At 35.5% G+C, this 21816-nt stretch carries 17 protein-coding genes; 12 read left to right on the forward strand and 5 right to left on the reverse strand.

Going from position 1 to position 21816, the window contains the following annotated elements:
- The first annotated feature begins 10 nt into the window (after positions 1-10).
- Entirely contained in the window at positions 11-604 is a 594-nt protein-coding gene (locus tag ACM6F9_RS04000; protein WP_414844509.1) for a hypothetical protein, read from the forward strand.
- 44 nt (positions 605-648) lie between these two features.
- Here the strand turns inward: ACM6F9_RS04000 and ACM6F9_RS04005 are convergent, their stop codons facing one another.
- Positions 649-879, reverse strand: coding sequence for a hypothetical protein (locus tag ACM6F9_RS04005; RefSeq protein ID WP_414844510.1), 231 nt, complete (start codon positions 877-879; stop codon positions 649-651).
- A 128-nt stretch (positions 880-1007) separates the two neighbouring features.
- Positions 1008-1898: a DUF72 domain-containing protein gene (locus ACM6F9_RS04010; RefSeq protein WP_105701136.1), complete on the reverse strand. Its 891-nt coding sequence runs from the start codon at positions 1896-1898 to the stop codon at positions 1008-1010.
- Positions 1899-2216: 318 nt separating this feature from the next.
- Between ACM6F9_RS04010 and ACM6F9_RS04015 the strand changes: the two genes are divergently transcribed.
- Entirely contained in the window at positions 2217-5402 is a 3186-nt protein-coding gene (locus ACM6F9_RS04015) for a TonB-dependent receptor (RefSeq protein WP_414844511.1), read from the forward strand.
- Between the two features lie 453 nt (positions 5403-5855).
- On the opposite strand, the gene ACM6F9_RS04020 is transcribed toward ACM6F9_RS04015, so the two are convergent.
- The 3 genes from ACM6F9_RS04020 to ACM6F9_RS04030 form a co-directional block, all read right to left on the reverse strand.
- Complete coding sequence (locus ACM6F9_RS04020) at positions 5856-7523, reverse strand: ribonucleoside-diphosphate reductase subunit alpha (RefSeq protein WP_414845096.1); 1668 nt, start codon at positions 7521-7523, stop codon at positions 5856-5858.
- A 46-nt stretch (positions 7524-7569) separates the two neighbouring features.
- Entirely contained in the window at positions 7570-7860 is a 291-nt protein-coding gene (locus ACM6F9_RS04025; protein WP_414844512.1) for a hypothetical protein, read from the reverse strand.
- A 109-nt stretch (positions 7861-7969) separates the two neighbouring features.
- Complete coding sequence (locus tag ACM6F9_RS04030; protein ID WP_047378790.1) at positions 7970-8944, reverse strand: ribonucleotide-diphosphate reductase subunit beta; 975 nt, start codon at positions 8942-8944, stop codon at positions 7970-7972.
- A gap of 424 nt (positions 8945-9368) precedes the next feature.
- Here ACM6F9_RS04030 and ACM6F9_RS04035 point away from each other — a divergent pair, with 424 nt between their 5' ends.
- The 10 genes from ACM6F9_RS04035 (at position 9369) to ACM6F9_RS04080 (ending at position 21810) form a co-directional block, all read left to right on the forward strand.
- Positions 9369-10058, forward strand: a complete 690-nt coding sequence (locus tag ACM6F9_RS04035) for an ABC transporter ATP-binding protein (RefSeq protein WP_414844513.1) — start codon at positions 9369-9371, stop codon at positions 10056-10058.
- Positions 10059-10149: 91 nt separating this feature from the next.
- Positions 10150-11379 (forward strand): ABC transporter permease, encoded by a 1230-nt coding sequence (locus tag ACM6F9_RS04040; RefSeq protein ID WP_414844514.1) that lies wholly within the window; start codon positions 10150-10152, stop codon positions 11377-11379.
- Positions 11380-11446: 67 nt separating this feature from the next.
- Positions 11447-12718, forward strand: a complete 1272-nt coding sequence (locus ACM6F9_RS04045; protein ID WP_414844515.1) for an ABC transporter permease — start codon at positions 11447-11449, stop codon at positions 12716-12718.
- 109 nt (positions 12719-12827) lie between these two features.
- Positions 12828-14039 carry an efflux RND transporter periplasmic adaptor subunit gene (locus tag ACM6F9_RS04050; RefSeq protein WP_414844516.1) on the forward strand — a complete coding sequence of 404 codons (1212 nt, stop codon included), beginning with the start codon at positions 12828-12830 and terminating at the stop codon, positions 14037-14039.
- Between the two features lie 152 nt (positions 14040-14191).
- A complete protein-coding gene (locus ACM6F9_RS04055; protein WP_414844517.1) occupies positions 14192-15718 on the forward strand; it encodes a glycosyltransferase family 39 protein in 1527 nt (508 codons plus the stop codon).
- Between the two features lie 137 nt (positions 15719-15855).
- Positions 15856-16761 carry an NAD(P)/FAD-dependent oxidoreductase gene (locus tag ACM6F9_RS04060; protein ID WP_414844518.1) on the forward strand — a complete coding sequence of 302 codons (906 nt, stop codon included), beginning with the start codon at positions 15856-15858 and terminating at the stop codon, positions 16759-16761.
- 127 nt (positions 16762-16888) lie between these two features.
- Positions 16889-18154, forward strand: coding sequence for a serine hydroxymethyltransferase (gene glyA / locus ACM6F9_RS04065; protein WP_105701045.1), 1266 nt, complete (start codon positions 16889-16891; stop codon positions 18152-18154).
- Between the two features lie 57 nt (positions 18155-18211).
- A complete protein-coding gene (locus ACM6F9_RS04070; protein WP_414844519.1) occupies positions 18212-18670 on the forward strand; it encodes a regulatory protein RecX in 459 nt (152 codons plus the stop codon).
- A gap of 354 nt (positions 18671-19024) precedes the next feature.
- Positions 19025-20953: a polysaccharide biosynthesis protein gene (locus tag ACM6F9_RS04075; protein WP_414844520.1), complete on the forward strand. Its 1929-nt coding sequence runs from the start codon at positions 19025-19027 to the stop codon at positions 20951-20953.
- 35 nt (positions 20954-20988) lie between these two features.
- On the forward strand, positions 20989-21810 hold the full coding sequence (locus tag ACM6F9_RS04080; protein WP_414844521.1) for a polysaccharide biosynthesis/export family protein: 822 nt from the start codon (positions 20989-20991) through the stop codon (positions 21808-21810).
- Positions 21811-21816 lie beyond the last annotated feature (6 nt).

Consider the following 21816-nt stretch of genomic DNA (forward strand, 5'->3'; position numbering starts at 1 on the left):
TTTGTAAAATATGACACTCATTATTTTTATAATATTCCTTGCTTCTGTTCTTTCTTTGGTCCTGTTTAAGGTTACATCAGGAAGTATGGCGAAGTGGGCAAAACTGTTTCGTATTGTAACACTGGTCTTTTCAATTTCTGTTTTTACGTACTGGTTTATCAAGAAAAGTGCGGTGGCATTTGTAGATAATTCTGTTGGACTGCAGGTTGTGAATAAACTACCTCAGACATTAGACTTCTACCTTATTAATGTCAATAAAACCGATAAAAATACTACCCTTGAACCAAAACATATCGGGAAAATACGTCCGGAATATTACAGAATAGAATATCTGAAAATGGATAAGTCTGATGAATATTGGATTGCAGGGTATCTCGGAAAGAAAAATCTTGTATACTTTTCTCAACATTCTGTGCCCAATAAAAATATTGATCAGATTGTAGAAGTTCAGAACTACATCAACCAAAGTATGAAACTTTCTGAGACTGCCAAAAAACAGGTAGATGCCTATAATTATGATAATACTAAACTGGGCATCTGGATTACACTGGATTTTCTTCTTCTGTTCCTCAATCTGGTACTGCTTCTTCGAAAAAATAAATAAAAAAGGAATGAGACTTTACTGCTCATTCCCCATTTTTTGTTTTGTTAAGGATAATCCAGAATCTGCATGACCTGTTCTTTACATTCTTCAGGACACGCTCTTATGAGTTTGTCCTTAGTATGTTTATTAATACTTTTAGGGGCAATCCATTCCGTTTTATCGGAATTCAGACTTTGGCTGTCATATACTCTTTTTATGGTATTGTTGTCATAAAAAATATATTCATCACCAAGCCAGTTATTAACAACACTGATTGTACAAATTTCCTTTTCCATGATTTATGTTTTTTAAAGTATAATGATTAACGAAAAACATTATACTCTAATATACGAGTTTTTGTAATGAAAAGGATTGAATTGCTGGTTAAAAGTATATCGAAATTATTCTATTTGAATTGATCTCATTAAAAAAGTGTCCCTGTACTCTCTGTAGCCATTTGAGGAATATGAATATCAGTTTTCCATTCCTCATTTACTTTCTTGATGAAATAAGCTGATAATAATGGAGAGGCTTTTTCAATATTCTGATGCACGAAAAAGTAAAGATTCTGAAGACCATTTTTCTTCCATTGAGTAAGATGCTTCAGCCAGTCATCCAGTCTTTCATAATCACTTTCCGCATTGGCACCCACATAACGGATAAATGCATTAGGAGTTGTAAGACGCATATGAAGCATATCTCTTCTTCCTGCAGTATCTACAATAATATTGGTAATGTTATGAGCTTCAAAAAGGTCACAGGTTGTATTCAGAATTTCTTCATTGGTAAACCATTCCGTATTTCTGAGTTCAATAGCTAATGGCACTTCTTTTGGCCATTCTTTTACAAACTTTTCCAGTCTGTCATAATCTTTAGGTTTAAAATTATCATGAAGCTGAAGGAAAGCCATTCCCAGTTTTTCATCAAAATTGATAACGGAAGAAGCAAACTGTGTCACCGGATCTGTCACATCAATCAATCTTCTGAAATGAGAAACCGTATTGGTGATCTTCGGAAAGAATTTAAAATCTGCCGGAGTCTTTTCTTTCCAGGTGGTTACCTGATCAGGAGTAGGCATTCCGTAGAAAGTAGCATTCAGTTCAATAGAATTAAACTGAGTGGCATAATACGTCAGTTCATCCTTAGTTCCTTTAGGATAAAATCCTTTAAGGTCGGTTTTATTCCATTTGGCGCATCCGATAGAAATGTTTTCCAGCCCTTTTTTATTAAGAGCCAGCATTTCTTTGGTTTTAGGATGATCTTTGGGTAATGTGAAATCTATTTTTGAAGGGTCTTCTACTTGTCCGAATTTCATATCTGTAGTTTTGGTATTAAACAATAAACACAAATATAAACCAAAAAAATCAGAGCATTCTATGATTTCTCCGGAAAGTACTTCAACAGAAAATAGTTGTTCATAGTAGAATTTTAAGAAATTGAAACCTTTTGAAATACCTTAAAAATAGAGCGTTTTTTGAGTGTTGTCTAGAAAATTTTTTAAGATTTTGAACCTCTTTCTATTAAGTTTTTTTTAAGGAAATATTAAACATTCTGTTACGTAATGTTAATTCTATGTTACCATACTTCATTTTTTGTAGATCTAATTTTACACCAAGTTTATAGCGAATAAAATATGAAGAAAAAAATCATCTGTGCTTTTGCTCTGTTATCGTTTGGGTTTGCATTTTCACAGGAAACCAGCTCTAAAATTTTTGGAAGATTAAAGGGAATCTCTTCCGAAGTTACAGTAAAGGTAATACACATACCTACCAATAGTACCTTTGAAACGAAAAGTAACAGCAAAGGACAGTTCAGTTTGGATAATCTTCAGCCGGGAGGACCTTATAAAATTGAAATCTCTGACGGATCACAGGTAATCTATGAAAATCCTAATCTTCAGCTTTCTTTAGGAAGTAACGATTTACCTGTAGTAGAAATTGGAAATAAAGAAAAGACAATTGATGAGGTAAAAATTACTTCCAAAAAAACGACCGCAAAATATGGAGTAGGGATCAGCCAGGCCCAGATTTCCGGTCTTCCGAATATTAACCGCGGAATTCAGGATGTTACAAAACTAGTTCCTCAGAGTGCTAACAACTCTTTCAACGGAACTAATTTCCGTTATAATAACGTAACGATTGATGGTTCTATCAATAACGATGCTATTGGTTTCAGTCCTTCATTGGGAGGGCAGACAGGTACTTCAGGAATGCCGGGAAGCAGTACGCGTTCCAATTCTATAAGTCTGGATGCTATTCAGGATGTGCAGGTTTATATTGCGCCTTATGATGTAAAATTGGGGAATTTCCTTGGCGGAAGTATTAATGCGGTAACCCGAAGCGGAAGTAATGATGTTACAGGATCCATCTATGCATACGGAAGAAACGCGGCTATTACTGGTAGAAACAGAGTAGGAGACAATTCTAAAATGCCGAGTGACTTTGAAGACTTCATCTATGGTGGAAGAGTGGGATTGCCTATTGTAAGAGATAAAGTTTTCTTATTCACAAATTTAGAATATACCAAAAGAACAGATCCTGTATTCTATAATGCCAACGATCCGGGAGCATTGGTGAATGAACAGACTGCACAGCAGATTTCAGATTTTGTACGAAATAAATACGGATTCAATGTGGGAAGCTTTAACCAGTACAATAACTTCTCTGAAAGTTCTAAACTTTTCAATAAGTTAGACTGGAAAATTAATGACAAACATACTTTATCCATTAAGAATAACACGGTATTTTCACAGGCATCCAACCTGGAAAGAGACGGAGCCAACTTCAGGTTCTCCAGCATGGATTTTGTTCAGAAAAATACGGCGTCCACCACTACACTTGAATTGAAAAGCCGTTTTAATGATAAATGGAGTAATAACTTGGTGGTAGGATATTCTTCCATTCATGATTACAGAGATCCTACTTCCGGTAATGCCATGTTTCCACAGGTAGAAATTGCTTACAACGGAGGAACTATTCTTCTTGGAAATGACAGAGAGGCTACCGTTTTCAATATGAAACAAAAGACTTTCGAAATCACAGATAATCTTACCTACAAAACAGGAAATCATACTTTCTTGTTAGGAACTCACAATGAGCTGTACAATATCGATTATGGTTTTGTGAATGCTTTAAACGGAAGAATTTCCTATAAAAACCTGACTGATTTTTATAATGGAACACCTTCAAGAATAAGAGGTACTTATCCTTTCAACGGAGACAGCAGAGAGACGCTTTTTGATAATCCGTATGCTCAGTATAAGGTAAATCTTCTTTCCATGTATCTTCAGGATGAAATCAATTGGGGAAGAGTGAGACTTTCACCGGGAGTAAGAGTAGATTATACAGACTTACCGAATAAACCGCAATTAAGTCCATTGGTATCCAATTCTTCTCAGGATCCAAATGCTGGAAATACTTACAATTACACTCCTTTAAGTCAGCTTACCAACAACTATCTGAATAAACCTACATTCTCCCCAAGACTTGGATTTACAATTGATCTTACAGAAAACAGATCTATGGTATTAAGAGGTGGATCAGGTATTTTTGTGGGAAGAATTCCTTTTGCGTGGTTAGGATATGCGTATTACAATGATGGAGTAGGTTTTGGAAGTTATGATTACAATGCACCAACACCCGCACAGCTTGCTGCCAACGGAGATCCATTGAATAGTGCCAATTTCCCGAAATGGCAAAACTCTTCAAAAGTACAGGTAGACCTTGTTGATAACAATTTTAAAATGCCAAGAGTGTGGAGAAGTTCATTAGCTTTCGATTATACTTTAGCAGGATATAAGCTGACCTTAGAAGGGATCTACACAAAAGTACTTTATGACCTGAAATTCCAACAGGTGAATAAGACCGATAATGTGACGTATTACAGCTATGATACGAATCATGAAATGCCGATCTATACCACAAATATCAACAATAATTTTTCTAACGCCTATCTTTTATCGAATACAAAAGAGGGATACCGTTATAACCTGACGGCACAGCTTTCAAAGTCGTATGATTTCGGATTTAATTTCTTTGTGGCTTATACTTACGGAGATGCTAAAGATATTACCAACGGTATCAGAAACTCCATGGAAAGTAACTGGCAGATGAACCAGTCTCTTACCCCTAACGATCCGAAGCTGACAACTTCCAATTTTGCGATCAAAAACAGAGTAGTAGCCAATCTTGGATATGCTTTTAATATTTCTGATACCAACAGATTATACACCAATGTATATTTCAATGCGCAGTCCGGAAATCCATTTTCATGGGGATTTGTAAACAGTACGATTGCCAATACCGGACAGGCTGCAGGACTTTCATATATCTTTAAAGATGCTGCAGAAGCTTCCAAATATATTGTTCCTATAAAAGATGCTGCAGGAAACGTCGTAGTAACTGCTCAGCAGCAGATTGCGGATTATGAAAACTTTGTCAACAGTAATGACTATCTGAAATCCAGACGAGGGAAGTTCACAGAAAGAAATGGCGATGTTACTCCATGGAATATTCAGGCAGATATCAGGATCATGGATGAGATCAGGCTGAGTAAAAAATCTAAGAATAATATACAGATCTCATTGAGTATCATCAATTTTACCAACTTGCTGAACAAAGACTGGGGGAAAGTTTATTTTGTGCCAAATACTTTCAACTCTACGGCAAGTGTCGGTCTAACGAAGGTGGGAAATGTAGCAACAGGACAACCTTCTGCGGGAGATCCTACCTATAATTTCAAAACTCCGGGACTGCCTTATACCATTGATCAGTTTGCATCAAGATTCCAGGCTCAGCTGGGAGTTCGATACAACTTTTAATGACGCTTTTACATTTTACTTCATATAATTCTTTTTCAAAGGTTCGGATTTTCTTTCCGGACCTTTTTCATGAACTATAAATGATGAATGATGAATGATGAATGATGAATTTTGCCGATAAAAGAAGTGCGTTTTTATTCTTACTAAACCATTTTAAATACATGCAGTTATCTGTGGAAATCTGCATAATGTGTGGTTAGCCTCCAATAATTATATACACATTGTAATTATTCAATAGGAACGGGCTTTAGCCCGTTTAAAAAATAAAGACCAATCCCGACAGCTTTAGCCAAAACCTATCAACATTAGGAGCTGAAGTGAATTTTTTTCAATTTTTACCCAATCATCTGTGAGAATCTGTGCAATCTGAACTATCAATCCAGGCCTATGAAAACGACAAAAGCACACCTCTCGGTATGCTTTTGCAAAATATAGCGTGTTTATTACTTGATCCTATGCCTCACAGCTTGAACATGATACGAAGTTAACCATCATTTCTTTTGAAACAGATGAACTTCTTTGGTAGTAAAGTGTTTTTACTCCTTTTTTCCAAGCTTCAATATAAAGGTAGTTGACATCTTTCACAGGCATTGTAGAAGGAATCTGAAGATTCAGAGATTGTGCCTGATCGATGTATTGCTGCCTTTGTGCAGCCTGAGAAATAACCTCCATCGGAGAAATTTCTTTGAATGTTTTGAATACTGCTTTTTCTTCAGGAGTAAGCTCATTCAGGTGTTGTACAGATCCGTGGTTCAACATGATGGTTCTCCATGTTTCTTCGTTATCCAACCCTTTTTCTTTTAATAGTTTTGCAAGGTATTTGTTTTTACGCATAAAGTTTCCTTTCGCAAGACCTGCTTTATAATAGTTAGAAGAGAAAGGCTCAATTCCTGGGGAAGTCTGTCCTAAAATTGCTGAACTTGAAGTCGTAGGAGCAATTGCCATTGTAGTGGTATTTCTTAATCCGTACCCTTTCAATACTTCCGGTTCTCCATAGATGTTAGCAAGTTCTCTTGAAGCCTGCTCAGCCTGTTCTTTGATATGTCTGAATGCTCTTGCGTTAAACTGAGTCGCCTCGAAGCTTTCAAACGGAATCATATTTTTCTGTAAATAAGAATGGTAACCTAAAACTCCTAATCCCAGCGCTCTGTGACGCATAGCAAAGTTTCTTGCCCCCTGTAGGTAATAGTTACCATCAGTTTTGTCGATAAACTCAGATAATACAGCATCAAGGAAGTATACTGCTAATTTTACAGCATCTGTATCTTTCCACTCATCGTATAACTCAAGGTTCATAGAAGACAGACAGCAGATGAAAGACTCTTCCATTGTAGAAGGAAGCATGATTTCAGAACAAAGGTTACTTGCGTTTACCGTCATTCCTAAATCTTTATACACCTGAGGTTTGTTTCTGTTCACGTTGTCTGTGAAGAAAATATACGGAAGACCTTTTTGCTGGCGGCTTTCCAATACTCTTGCCCAAACTTTACGTTTTTCCATATCACCGTCAATCATGTCCTGCATCCAGTAGTCTGGTACACATACTCCGGTAAATAAGTTCTGAATAGGACTACCGATATCTTTAATGGATAAAAATTCTTCAATATCTCCGTGGTCAATATCTAAGTAAGCAGCAAAAGCTCCTCTTCTTACGCCTCCTTGTGAAACAACATCCATAGCTGTATCAAAAAGCTTCATGAATGAAACTGCTCCTGAAGACTTTCCGTTATCCGTTACCGCTGTTCCTCTGTTTCTCAATTCTCCAAAATATCCTGAAGTACCTCCTCCGATTTTAGTCTGCATGATAACTTCACCCATTTTGTGAGTAATCCCTTCAATGCTGTCCGGAATGTGAGCGTTGAAACATGAGATAGGAAGACCTCTTTCTGTACCCATATTAGCCCATACAGGAGAAGAGAAACTGATCCATCCTTTTGTGATCATCTCTTTGAATGCTGCTTGAAGTTCTGGTTTGTACAACCTTTTTGCAGCAGCAGTGGTAATTCTGTCGATAGCTCCGTCTACCGTTTCACCTTTCAACAGATATCCTCTGTTCAGCATTTGCTCAGACTCTTCATTGAGCCACCATATATTTGAATTTTGCTCTTCCATAGATGTTATATTTTCGAATTCCGAAGTGAGAGAATCACTCCGGAATTTTGTTTTTTTATATTATTGATTGTAAAATTTCTACTTTGTGGGAACCGTTCAACCCGCTTTCGTCTCTTAGTCTTTGAAATTCTTTAAAAGACGGAACATTCAAAACTTCATGCTGAACTTCTTCATTAATGTAGTTTGAATAATGGACAAAAGTAACACCGTCTTCCTTTACAAAAACCTTGTATTCAAATGTTGATTGATCCAGATTTTTAAAATCTTCCAGAAACTTTTGGATATTGGTTTTATTGTTTGGAACAAATTCGGGGTTTACCGTATAGCTTACTATTACATTGATCATTTCTTTGGTATTTGTGCTTTATTAATGAACAGCAATTCCACTTATGAATCAGAAAAGGATTAATCCTGATACTGACTGCTTTGACGCTCGCTTCGCTCGCGTCTCCGTATTAAAACAAATCGTTTGCAGTAATACTTTTATCGTGCTTCGTATAATCTACAGGTCTTTTTGCAAAGAAATCATCTAATGAATTTGCGAAAACTTCCTCTTCGAACCATACCATTGGTTTGTATTGTTCAGGAGTGATGTTGTATCTTGTTTTCATGTTGATTTTTTTCAAGCTGTCATCTACACGGTATTTCATGAAGTTTAATAAATCTTCTTTAGAAACATTGTCAATTTCTCCCAATTCGAAGATCCAGCTAAGGATATCACCTTCTCTTGCGATAGATTCGTCTACTAACGTGTAGATATCTTCAATATCGCTGTCTGTTAATAAGTCAGGTTGTTCCTCACGGATTTTGTTGATCAGGTAGATTCCTGCATTAGCGTGAATCTGCTCATCTACTGAAGTCCATGCGATGATATTGGAAACATTTTTCATGAATCCTTTGAATCTTGTGAAAGAAAGGATGATGGCAAACTGCGAGAAAAGAGAAACATTTTCTACTAAAATACTGAATAACAGTAAAGCAGAAACATACTCTTTAGGGGTTGCAGAATTAGCATGTTTTAAAGCATTTCCTAAGAACTCTATTCTTCCTTTTACCGCAGGAATTTCGATCACATTAAGGAATTCGTCGTTATATCCTAATACCTCTAATAAACGGGAATATGCTTCAGAATGACGGAATTCGCATTCTGCAAAAGTAGATCCTAATCCATTGAATTCCGGCTTTGGTAGGTGGTTGTATAAATTCCCCCAGAATGTCTTTACAGACACCTCGATCTGTGCAATGGCTAACAGCGCATTTTTCACAGCATGCTTTTCATGTGGTTCCAACTGCGAATGAAAATCCTGAACATCTGCAGTAAAGTCCACTTCGGAATGTACCCAGAACGATTTGTTGATTGCCTCTACAAATTGAAGAACCTCCGGGTATTCAAATGGCTTATAACTTACTCTTTTATCAAAAATTCCCATATTAAATATCTTTATAATTAAATAATTTAGATCCTTGTGGATAACGTTCCTGAAATACTTAACTTTCTGTTTATCTGTGAGTTGTTAAATAAAGTTATTCACTTCCACAAATTCATATTTCTTGTAAAGAACTAATAGCAAAGTTCGAAAAAAAGAACTGATTTTGAAAGAGGTAAATACTAATCGGTTGACTTTTAGCCTGAAAAGTTTTCCACATTTACATGAAACTGGCTCGAATAATAGGCTAGACCGCTATCTAAGGGGTAAATAGATGGAAAACCGTAGTTACAGTTAAACAAAATTTAATAAAGTACTATGAATAAAGGTTTAATCTGTTAAACAAAAAAATATTTGAATAAATTTTTATTCTTGTAACAATTTGAAAATATCATCTACTTATTGGGTATAAAACATACATCACTTAATGTTAGTAATTCAGGATTTAAATAAGTCATACGATACAGGGAAAAGCAAGCTTCATGTTCTCAAAGGAATTAATCTGAATATTTCTGAAGGGGAGTTTGTTTCTATTATGGGAAGTTCCGGTTCCGGAAAATCTACGCTTCTTAATATTATTGGGATTCTGGATGAAAAAGATTCAGGAACCTATGAATTGGATGGAGTTCCTATCGAACATTTATCTGAAGTAAAAGCTGCAGAATACAGAAGTAGATTTTTAGGATTTATTTTTCAGTCTTTTAACCTTATCAATTATAAAACAGCTTTGGAAAATGTAGCACTTCCTCTGTACTATCAGAATGTACCGAGAAAAGAGCGAAATCTGAAAGCAATGGAATACCTTGAAAAGGTAGGGTTAGCACAATGGGCCAATCACCTTCCAAGTGAGCTTTCCGGAGGACAGAAACAGAGAGTGGCTATTGCAAGAGCCTTGATTACCAATCCAAAAGTTGTACTTGCAGATGAGCCTACAGGAGCACTGGACTCCAAAACCACTCATGATATTATGAAACTGCTTCAGGATATTAATAATGAAGGGAAAACAATCATTGTTGTAACCCACGAACCGGATGTTGCTGCACAAACTAAAAGAAATGTAGTGCTGAAGGACGGAATTATTGAAAGTGATGAGTTTATTAAGCAGATTGTGCTTTAGGAATTTGAAAATTTGAAAACGAGATAATTTGAAAATTTAACGGTTCAGTTTTTAATCTTTAAATTTTTCAATCTTTAAATACCAATAAAAAATGTTTGACCTAGATCGTTGGCAGGAAATATTCAGTTCTATCCGTAGTAATGTACTTCGGACAGTACTTTCAGGGTTTACGGTAGCTTTGGGACTGTTTATTTTCATTGTGCTTTTCGGAATTGGAAAGGGCCTTCAGAATGCATTCTCTGACGGATTTGCAGGAGATGCTAAGAATCTTATTATTTTTTCTACAGGAAAAGCCTCTTTAGCTTATAAAGGTCTTCAGTCTGACCGAAATATAACAATGAATAACTCAGACTATGATTTTCTAATTAATGCAGATAAGAAAAAAGCAGGGCCTTCCAGTCCTAGATATAGTGCCAATTTGATGGTGAAATATGGAAAAGAAAGTGGTCTTTATCAGATTAATGGGGCTGAACCCGGAGAGCAGGTCATTGAAAACAGAAAAATTATTGACGGCAGGTATCTGACGGCTATGGACCTGGAAAGGAAATTAAATGTTGCGGTGATTGGAAGAATGGTTCAGAGAGACTTGATCAAAAATGGGAGCCCGATAGGAAAAGAACTCGATATTAATGGAACAATGTATAAGGTCATTGGAGTTTTTTCAGATGATGGAGGAGATAGAGATGAGAGACATATTACTGTTCCGATTACTACTTTGCAGCAGATGAAAAAAGGATCTGATACAGTAAATATAGCCTATATAACATACAATGATAAACTGACTCCGGATCAGGCCATTAAGTATGGTGATGAGCTTAAAGATAAATTAAAAGCGAGAAAAAGTGTTTCTCCTGATGATGAAAACGGTGTACGTGTCTGGAATAATGCCCAAAATATGAATGGTACCTTCACTTTTATGGCGGTACTTACAGCCATTGTTGGGTTCATTGGCTTGGGAACACTGCTGGCAGGAATTATCGGAATCAGTAACATCATGGTGTATATCGTAAAAGAAAGAACCAAGGAAATTGGGGTACGAAAAGCAATTGGAGCAAAACCAAGCGGAATTGTAGGTCTGATTGTTCAGGAAAGCGTTGTCATTACAATGGTGTCCGGACTTATTGGAGTAGGAATAGGGGTTTTGACATTAAGCCTTATTGGGAACAGTCTTGAAGAGTTTTTTATTAAAAGCCCAAGCGTAGGGTGGGGAGCCATCATAATGGCATTTATCGCACTGATTTTTTCAGGACTAATTGCAGGTTTTGTTCCTGCATACAGAGCCTCGAGAATTAAACCAATCGAAGCTTTAAGAACAGAATAATTTGTGAAAAAAATAAACAGATTAGTGAAATTCATAATCCATAATTTATAACTTATAATTCAATAAGGTGAATATCATATTTAAAAAAGATACTTGGCAGGAAATTTATTATTCATTGAAGAATAATAAACTCCGAACATTTCTTACCATGATAGGCGTAGGATGGGGAATGTTTTTGTATGTGAGCCTTCTTGGAGCAGCAAAAGGAATGGAGAATGGTTTTGATAAAATATTTTCCGGTTTTGCTACCAATTCAATTTTTTTGTGGGCGCAGAAAACCTCTATTCCCTATGAAGGATTTCCTAAAGGAAGAGAAGTTCACCTGAACTTGGTTGATATGGAAATGCTGAAAAGAAAAGTAACTGCCATAGATTATATTTCGCCTCAAAATGCGCGGGGAAGCTTTACCGGAACTCCCGGGGAAGCCATGTCCAGAAACGGAAAGAACGGAACATATTCGCTTACCGGGGACTATTCTGTAGGAAATAAAATTTCAGAAAAGAAACTGATTTTCGGGCGCTACATCAATGATGCCGATGTTTCAGGAAATAAAAATGTAGTGGTGATAGGAGAAGAAATTTATAAAAACTTCTTTGATGCCAAGAAAAAAGAGAACCCAATAGGAAAATCGATCAATATTAAAGGATTGTTCTTTAACGTAATCGGAGTTTTCCGTGTGAAAAAAGGAGGAGGATTCGAGAATGATCAAACAGTTTTTATCCCGCTTTCTACTTATACAAAAATGTATAATGCAGGAGATCAGATTGATATGTTTGCTATTGTAAGTAAACCTAATGCCAATGTGAATTCTGTAGAAGAAGATGTAAAACAGGTTTTAAAAACAAAAAATAAAGTTTCTCCTGAAGATACCAACGCTTTTGGAAGTTTCAACTTTGGAAAAGAATTTAAAAGAATCACTGGTTTTCTTACGGGAATGCAGTTGTTAACAATCATCGTGGGTACGCTTACCATTCTTGCGGGAGTAATTGCTATTTCGAATATTCTCTTGATTACGGTAAAAGAAAGAACAAAGGAGATTGGCATCAGAAGAGCATTGGGAGCGAAGCCAGCAGAAGTAAGAAATCAGATTTTGCTGGAAAGTGTTGTGATTACGCTCTCCTCGGGGCTATTAGGCTTTATGTTCGGGATTTTTGTACTGATGATACTTAACATCGTTACCCAGGGACAGGACGTATTTCCGTTCTATAATCCGACAGTCAACTATGGAAACGTATTTGCTGCGATGGCTGTTATGGTAACTTTAGGATTGATCATCGGGATGATCCCAGCACAGAGAGCTGTAAAAATCAGACCTATTGAGGCCTTAAGAACAGAGTAATTAATTTGAAAATAAAACCATTTTAAGATTTAAAAATAAAAAAAAATAGAGAATCAATTTTTTGAATTTTAAATCTTTTAATCTATTTAATAAAAAATAAACTATACATATGAAAAAGAAATTCACCTGGAAAAAAGCCATTTATATACTGTTGGGGCTTTTATTTGCAGTGGCATTGTTCTCAGGGATTGGCTATCTTATCAAATCTAATTCTCAAGAAGGAGAAGCTTTCCTTACCCGTAAGCCTACTATTCAGAATATGGATGATAAAGTAATGGCTACAGGGAAAATTGTTCCAAAAGAAGAAATTGAAATCAAACCCAATATTGCAGGGATTATAGAAAAAATCTTAGTAAAAGAAGGAGATAAAGTAGAAGTAGGCCAGCTGATTGCTACAGTGAAGATTGTTCCTAGTATCTCTGAAGTAAACGCAGCTCAGCAGGAAGTACAGAATGCACAGATCCAGATCAGCAATGCTCAGATGAATGTAGGAAACATGCAGAAGCAATATGAAATGCAGGATAAACTGTATAAGCAGGGAGTAACTTCTAAACAGGAGTATCTTAATTCTCAGCAGCAATTATTCTCACAGCAGCAGACGTTGAAAAATGCTCAGCAGCAATTGAATACCGCTCAAAAAAGATTGCAGATCGCTAAAACGGGAGCAACACCTGAACTTAAAGGGCAGGGCTTAGCTACGACAGAGATCCGTTCCAAAGCTTCAGGTACCGTACTTGAAGTACCTGTAAAAGCAGGAAGCCAGGTGATTGAAGCCAATAACTTTAATGCCGGAACTACAATCTGTTCAGTGGCAGATTTAAATGTTCTGATCTTTAAAGGTGAAATTGATGAAGCTCAAGCAGGAAAGTTAAGCGAAGGTATGGATATGAATATTGTAATCGGTGCATTACAAAATAAAACTTTCCCTGGAAAACTAACCATGATTGCTCCTAAAGGAAAGGATAATGCAGGAACTATTAAATTTCCGGTAGAAGGAAACGTAACTAATCCTAATAATGAGTATATTAGAGCAGGTTTTTCTGCCAATGGTGAAATTGTTTTGAGTTCTCAGAAAAATGCACTATTATTGGATGAATCTTTAGTTCAATATGAAAAGAAACAAGGAAAAGACGTACCTTTCGTAGAAGTAAAACAACAAGACGGTAAATTCAAAAAAGTATACGTGAAACTGGGAGCAAGTGACGGTATCAACGTTCAGATTCTTTCAGGATCAAATATTACTAAAGATACTGAAATTAAAGTATGGAATCCATCCGATAAAGATAAAGAAGAGCTGAAAGAGAAATCTAAGCAAAAATAATAAACTACACTATACACTTTTAAACTGTGAATCCTGGAGGAATTTTTTTCTCCGGGATTCTTTTTTATGGACATATAGTATTATAAAATAGCAGGAATGTAACAAAAAGTAAATTTAAAATGTCTTAATTTTAAATTTCAAACTATACCTCCATGAAAAAAGACTATTGGATCCTGTTTCTTTTTATTATTGCAAAGTTTGTACTCCAATACTCATTGATAAGCCCTGAGTATGAACTGCACAGAGATGAATACCTGCATCTTGATCAGGCTAATCATCTTGCGTGGGGATATCTCTCCGTTCCTCCTGTCAACTCCTGGCTGGCCTGGATGATCAAAATGCTGGGAAATTCCATATTTTGGGTTAAATTTTTTCCAGCTTTGTTTGGTGCTTTAACCATTACATTGACATGGAAGGTGGTTGAAGAACTCAATGGAAGCCTGTTTGCCAAAGTACTAGCCTCTTTAGGAATATTATTTTCAGTACTTCTTCGGGTAAATATGCTGTTTCAGCCAACATCTTTAGAAATTTTGCTGTGGTTGTTCCTTTATTATAGCCTGATTAAATATGTTAATTCCCAACAAGTAAAGTGGATTTATGTAGGAGCTGTCATTTTCGGAATAGGAATATTAAATAAATACAATATTGCTTTTTCCTTATTGGGACTTATTCCTGCTCTATTATTAACAGAGCAAAGGAAGATTTTTATGCAGGGTCATGTGTATTGGGCTGCGCTTTTAGTCTTAATGATTATTTTTCCCAATCTTCTTTGGCAGTATCAAAACCAGTTTCCGGTTATTCATCATATGAAAGAGCTTTCCGAAAAACAGCTTGTACATGTAGACCGCATGGATTTTATGAAATCTCAGATTTTATTTTTTATAGGCGTTATCTTCGTAATTATTGCAGGGTGGGGAGCTTTGTTACTCTATAAACCTTTTGAGAAATTCCGGTTTTTCTTCTGGAGTTATATCATAACCATTACCCTGTTTTTATTTTTCAAAGCAAAAGATTATTATGCAATAGGGCTATATCCTGTGTATATTGCTTGTGGTTCTGTTTTTCTCGGTCATGTATTTGAAAAAGGATGGAAGAGGTTTTTGAAACCGGTCAGCATACTTATTCCGGTACTTTTATTTCTTCCTTTATATAATGTAGCCTTTCCGAATAGAAGTCCTCAATATATAGAATCCCATCAGGACGAATACAAAAAATTTGGACTGCTTCGCTGGGAAGATGGGAAAGATCATCCCTTGCCACAGGATTTTGCCGATATGCAGGGCTGGAAAGAACTGGCTCAAAAAGTAGATAAAGAATATTCCCGACTGTCAAAATCTGGAAATACCATGGTGTTGTGTGATAATTACGGACAGGCTGGAGCGATTAATTATTATTCAAAGGCCGGTGTTGTTGCAATGTCGTTTCATGCAGATTATATCAATTGGATAGATTTAAGCAAAAAATATAAAAATGTGATCAGGGTAAAAGATGCTCCCGAAGCAGGAAAGGAGCTTGAAGAATCCGGTTCCTTTTTTAAAGTTTCAAAATTAAAAGACTCTATCACCAATCCGTACGCAAGAGAAAGAGGAACTGCTATTTTTAGTTTGCAGGGAGCGAAAATAGATGTCAATAAAAGAATCCATGACGAAATTATCGAAGTTAAAAATGAATGGAAGTAGTTTTTAGTAAAGATGAAAATGATGATTTGTTGATAAGATAAAGTTAATAGATAAATATTATTGCAACTATATTGCATTAGTTGATTTTAGGTTAACTTTGCATTATCAATTATCAATTATCAATTATCAATTGAACTATGGAAAACAAAAACTTTGATGTCATTATTATAGGAGGAAGCTACTCTGGGTTATCCGCAGGAATGTCTTTAGGAAGATCTTTAAGAAATGTCCTGATTATTGACAATGGAAAACCCTGTAACAGACAGACTCCACATTCACATAATTTCGTTACCCATGACGGGAAAACACCAGCAAAAATTGCAAAACTGGCAAAAGAAGATGTAGAAAAATATGACACCGTCCGGTTTTATAATGGAACAGTCATAAAAACAGTGAAAGCAATGGAAGGTTTTGAGGTTGAAATTTCATCTGGTGAAAAGTTTTATGCTAAAAAGCTGATTCTGGCATCCGGAGTGAAAGACATAATGCCGGATATTCCTGGATTTGCAGAATGTTGGGGTATTTCTGTAATACATTGTCCATACTGCCATGGCTATGAAGTGAAAAACGAAGTTACCGGTATTCTTTCTAATGGAGAAATGGCTTACGAATTCTCAAAACTGATTTTTAATCTGACCAAAAATCTTACTTTGTTCACCAATGGAAAGGCTGCACTTTCAAAAGAACAGATTGAAAAACTGGATCAGAACAAAATCATGCTTAACGAAGATGAAATCGAAGGAATACAACATGAAAACGGCTATATTCAAAAACTGGTTTTCAAAAACGGACAGGAAGTATCTTTACAGGCTTTATATGCTAAAATTCCTTTTAAACAGAATGTAAATGTAGCGGACGATTTGGGATGTGAACTTACTGAACAGGGATTTATTAAAGTAGATATGATGCAGAAAACAAATATTCCCGGACTTTTTGCCTGCGGAGACAATGTAACCATGATGCGTTCTGTAGCCAATGCAATAGCACAGGGTAATTTTGCGGGTGCCGTGGTGAATAAAGAACTTTCTGATGAAGAATTTTAAAGACTTTCCGAAGAAATAAAACACATATATTTTCATTTTTTAGCGTTTAAAAATCATTTTTTCAATAGAGAAATCTCGACGAAAATTCCGTACATTTGGGGTGGAAATTTCAAAAACTAAAAGTAAAATGGATATTATTTTCGACCTGATTGAAAAGGAAAGACAAAGACAAACCCATGGATTAGAGCTTATCGCATCAGAAAATTTCGTTTCTGAAAACGTGATGAAAGCAATGGGAAGTGTACTGACAAATAAATATGCTGAAGGATATCCCGGAAAAAGATATTACGGAGGATGTGAAGTAGTAGACGAGGTTGAAACATTGGCTATCAACAGAGCAAAAGAACTTTTCGGAGTAGATTATGTGAATGTTCAGCCACATTCCGGTTCTCAGGCGAACGCTGCCATTTATCTTGCAGTTTTGAAACCAGGTGACAAAATCATGGGTATGGATCTTTCAATGGGAGGACACCTTACTCACGGTTCTGCAGTTAATTTTTCTGGTATTCAGTATAATGTAGTTTCTTACGGAGTTCAGCAGGAAACAGGTCTTATCGACTATGACCAGATGAGAGAAGTGGCTTTGAGAGAAAAACCCAAAATGCTTATCGCAGGTTTCTCAGCCTATTCAAGAGATTTAGATTATGCGAAATTCAGAGAGGTAGCAGATGAAGTAGGTGCAACGCTTTGGGCAGACATTGCCCACCCGGCTGGTTTAGTAGCAAAAGGATTATTAAACTCACCATTCGAACACTGTCATGTAGTAACTACCACTACTCACAAAACCCTTAGAGGGCCAAGAGGAGGAATGATCATGATGGGTAAAGATTTCGAAAATACATATGGCCACAAAACTCCAAAAGGAGAAATCAAAATGATGAGCCAGGTATTAGACGGAGCTGTATTCCCAGGTATTCAGGGAGGTCCGCTTGAGCATGTAATTGCTGGTAAAGCAGTAGCTTTCGGTGAAGCTTTAGATGTTCAGTTCGAAACCTATGCAAAACAGGTTAAAGCGAACGCTCAGGCATTATCAAAAGCGATGATCGACAGAGGATTTGATATCGTAAGCGGTGGTACAGATAATCACTTAATGCTGGTTGACCTTAGAAACAAAGGTGTAAATGGTAAGGAAACAGAAAAAGCATTAGTGCTTGCTGATATTACTTGTAACAAAAACATGGTTCCTTTCGATGATAAATCTCCATTTACTACATCTGGGATCAGATTAGGAACTGCTGCTATTACAACAAGAGGATTGAAAGAAAATGATATGGATACTATCGCAGGATTGATTTCTGAAGTAGTGGATAATATCAAAAATGAAGAAGTTCTTTCATCAGTAAGAAAGAAAGTGAACGAATTAATGGAAGGAAAAGCTTTGTTCAATTACTAACAGGCATTCCAATATCATATAAAGAATGGGCAGACTGCTCATTCTTTTTTTATTCAAATGGACAAAAAATCATATACTTTCGAGGAAATCAAACAAAAGCTGGTCAATTACTGTGTTTACCAGGATCGCTGTCATGCAGAAGTGGAACAGAAGATGAGAGAATTTTTGCTTATTGATGAAGCAAAGGAAGAAATCATTTTATATCTGCTGAAAGAAAATTACCTGAATGAAGAAAGGTTTACACGAAGCTATATCAGAGGTAAATTCTATATCAAACATTGGGGCAGAACTAAAATAAAAATGAATCTGAAGCAAAAACAGATTTCTGAGAGGTTAATCAATTCTTGTTTTGATGAGATATATGAGCCTGATTATGAAAAAACTATCAGAAAGATTTTTGAAGATTATTATTCCAAGCAAACCGGCTTGAAAGAATATCAAAAAAAAACCAAGACAATAAAATATTTAATGAGCAAAGGTTTTGAATATGAGAAAATAATTGATATTTTTGACTAGAATTTTAACGAATTAAAAAAACTAGACCGTGATTTATTTAGATAAAACAAAAAGTTCATTGAAAAAGATTGATATATAGATATTTAATAATTATTTTAAATATAAAACAGCTACAATAGAGGGTTTTTACCAATAAATATCACTTCTGTAAGATTTTTTATGGTATGATTTTTGTCTGTCAGTTTAGCTGTGTTGTGATGAAATTGTAAGATTTCATAAATGTAACATCAAATTTATTTTTGATTTCAACATATTGAGATAAATTTATTTATTTTTGCATGATTGTATCGGAATTATCTTTGATTGTATGATCAGATATTAGACTTTAATTAAATATGAACACCAATATAGACAATGTACAATTCTCTTAGGAAAAAATTATTTGGAGGGGATAATGTTGTCAATCTCTCAGACGTAAGGTATCTTCCTAGATGGATAATTCTTGTAATAGACATTATTATTCTGGTTATATCTTTATTTCTTTCTACTTACATTATCGAAAAAATTACCAAGCAGGAATTTATATATCATGAAGATAAAAGCGTGATTTTCGTTTTTATTATTCTGATGAATACTGCTTTCATGTATGCGTTTAAAACCTATGCAGGAATTATCCGCCATTCGACATTTATAGACTTGTTTAAGCTTCTGATATCTTGTTTTTGTACAATGATAGCGATCGGAGCAATAAACATACTTTATTTCTGGACCACTGGCAGTAAGTTTATACTTACTCCCTATCTGGTACTATATTTTGTAATTTCTTTTATGGGATTATTTCTCTTTAGATTATATGTGAAAGAATTTTTTCATATTGTAAGAGAATACAGAAGAAGTGCCTTGAAGAAAAGAATTCTTGTACTAGGGATTGATGAACAGTCAATTGCTATTGCAAGAGCAATTCTTGATAACCCAAGCCTTCCCTATCAGGTGGTAGGGTTTCTTACTCAGAGAACAGACTCAAAAAGAGCTTCATTGCTTGGGAAACCAATCTATGAAAAGAAAAAAATTGAAGAACATACAAAAGAGGACCTTATCATAGACGGTGTGCTCATTGTGAAAGAAATGATGGCAAGAGATGAAGTGAACTCTTGGGTAAACTTATTTCTTGAAAAAGACCTGAATGTTTTCAAAGCTCCATCTGTACAGAAATTAAGAGATAGTGATTTGGGAGGATCTATCAGAAATCTTCAGATTGAAGATCTACTGAATAGAAAACCGATTAAAATCCAAAACGAAAAAGTAAAAAGCAGACATTTTGATAAAACGGTTCTGGTAACCGGAGGAGCAGGGTCCATTGGGAGTGAAATTGTAAGACAGGTTGCTAACTTTAATCCTTCTTTAATTGTTATATTAGATCAGGCGGAAACACCACTTTACGAAATTGAACTTGAAATGAGAGAAAAATATCCTCATATTGCTTTCAAATTTGTTTTAGGAGATGTTTCTAACCAACATAGAATGGAAGCTCTATTCCAGATGTACAACTTTTCAATGGTATATCACGCTGCTGCCTATAAACATGTGCCTTTGGTAGAAGAAAATCCTCATGAAGCTATTTTTGTTAATATATTAGGTTCAAAAATTGTTGCAAGGCTATCCAGCAAGTATAAAGTAAACAGATTTGTTATGGTATCTACAGATAAAGCTGTAAATCCGACGAATGTAATGGGGGCTTCAAAACGTGCTGCAGAACTTTTTGTACAGTCGCTTCAAAATGTGGATGGTAACGTAACCAAATTTATTACAACAAGATTTGGAAATGTATTAGGTTCTAATGGTTCAGTAATTCCGCACTTTAAAAAACAGATTGAAGCCGGAGGGCCGGTAACCATAACTCATCCTGAGATTGTAAGATATTTCATGACTATTCCGGAAGCTTGTGAGCTTGTACTTCAGGCTGGAACTATGGGAGAAGGAGGTGAGATTTTTGTCTTTGATATGGGCGAACCAGTTAAAATTCTTGATCTTGCGAGGAGAATGATAAAATTATCAGGGTTCGAACCTAATATTGATATTAAAATTATTTATACAGGACTCAGACCTGGAGAAAAACTCTATGAAGAGCTCTTAAGTGATGATGCGAAAACACTTCCAACTCACAATGATAAGATTATGATCTCCAAAGATCCTTCTATGGGATTTGAAGAAATAGATACACTTACTAAACAAATTACTAAGGCTTCCTTAAGAAGAGACAAGGTGGAAGTAGTTAAAATATTGAAAACAATTGTCCCTGAATTTAGAAGCAATAATTCTATTTATGAGGCACTAGACAAGTAAAAAATATAAATGTATATTTGTACAATTTTTAAAATATGAAGGGTAAAGCATTAGCAATATTTCTGGCATTTTTGTTGGTTTCTTGTAAGACTAACCAGAAAGCTCAAAATGATTTGAACTATATGCAGAATATAGAAAACGTAGCTTTGGAAGCTTCTGCAAAAAATTCAAAATCGACAATCCAAACCGGAGATCAGTTAGTAATTCTGGTTACCGCAAAAGACATGGACGTTGTAAAATCGTTCAATCAAAATTATTCTGCTTCTGAACTGATACAGACAAATACCTTAGCAGGAGGTAATACTCCTAATCAAGGAGCAACAACACTTATTGGGCCTACTTATATCGTAGATGCCAATGGGAATATAGACTTTCCTGTAATAGGAAAACTAAATACAACTGATAAATCATTAACTGAATTTAAGGATGAGCTAAGGGAAAGAATGACAAAATATGTTATTAACCCAACAGTAAATGTAAGGCTCGCCAATTTCAAAGTTACAGTATTGGGAGAAGTAAACAGACAAGGTGATTATACTATATCAAATGGTCAGGCCACTATATTGAATGCTTTAGGACTTGCTGGTGATTTGACAGTATATGGGAAAAGAGAAGAAGTATTGGTTATTAGAACTGAGAATGGAGTTGTTACACATGGCCGTGTAAACTTACATGATGCAAACCTTATTAATTCTCCGTATTATAATCTAAAACAAGGAGATGCAATTATTGTTTCTTCTAATAATACAAAAGACCTTATCGCAAAACAAAACCCGAACACAGGACTTTACTTAACAGCAATTTCCATAGGTGTTACCGCCATAGCAGTAGTAGTAAGTTTATTTAATAAGAAATAAAAATTG

Origin of the sequence: Chryseobacterium sp. IT-36CA2 (assembly GCF_949767875.1) — a bacterium.
Lineage (GTDB): Bacteria > Bacteroidota > Bacteroidia > Flavobacteriales > Weeksellaceae > Chryseobacterium.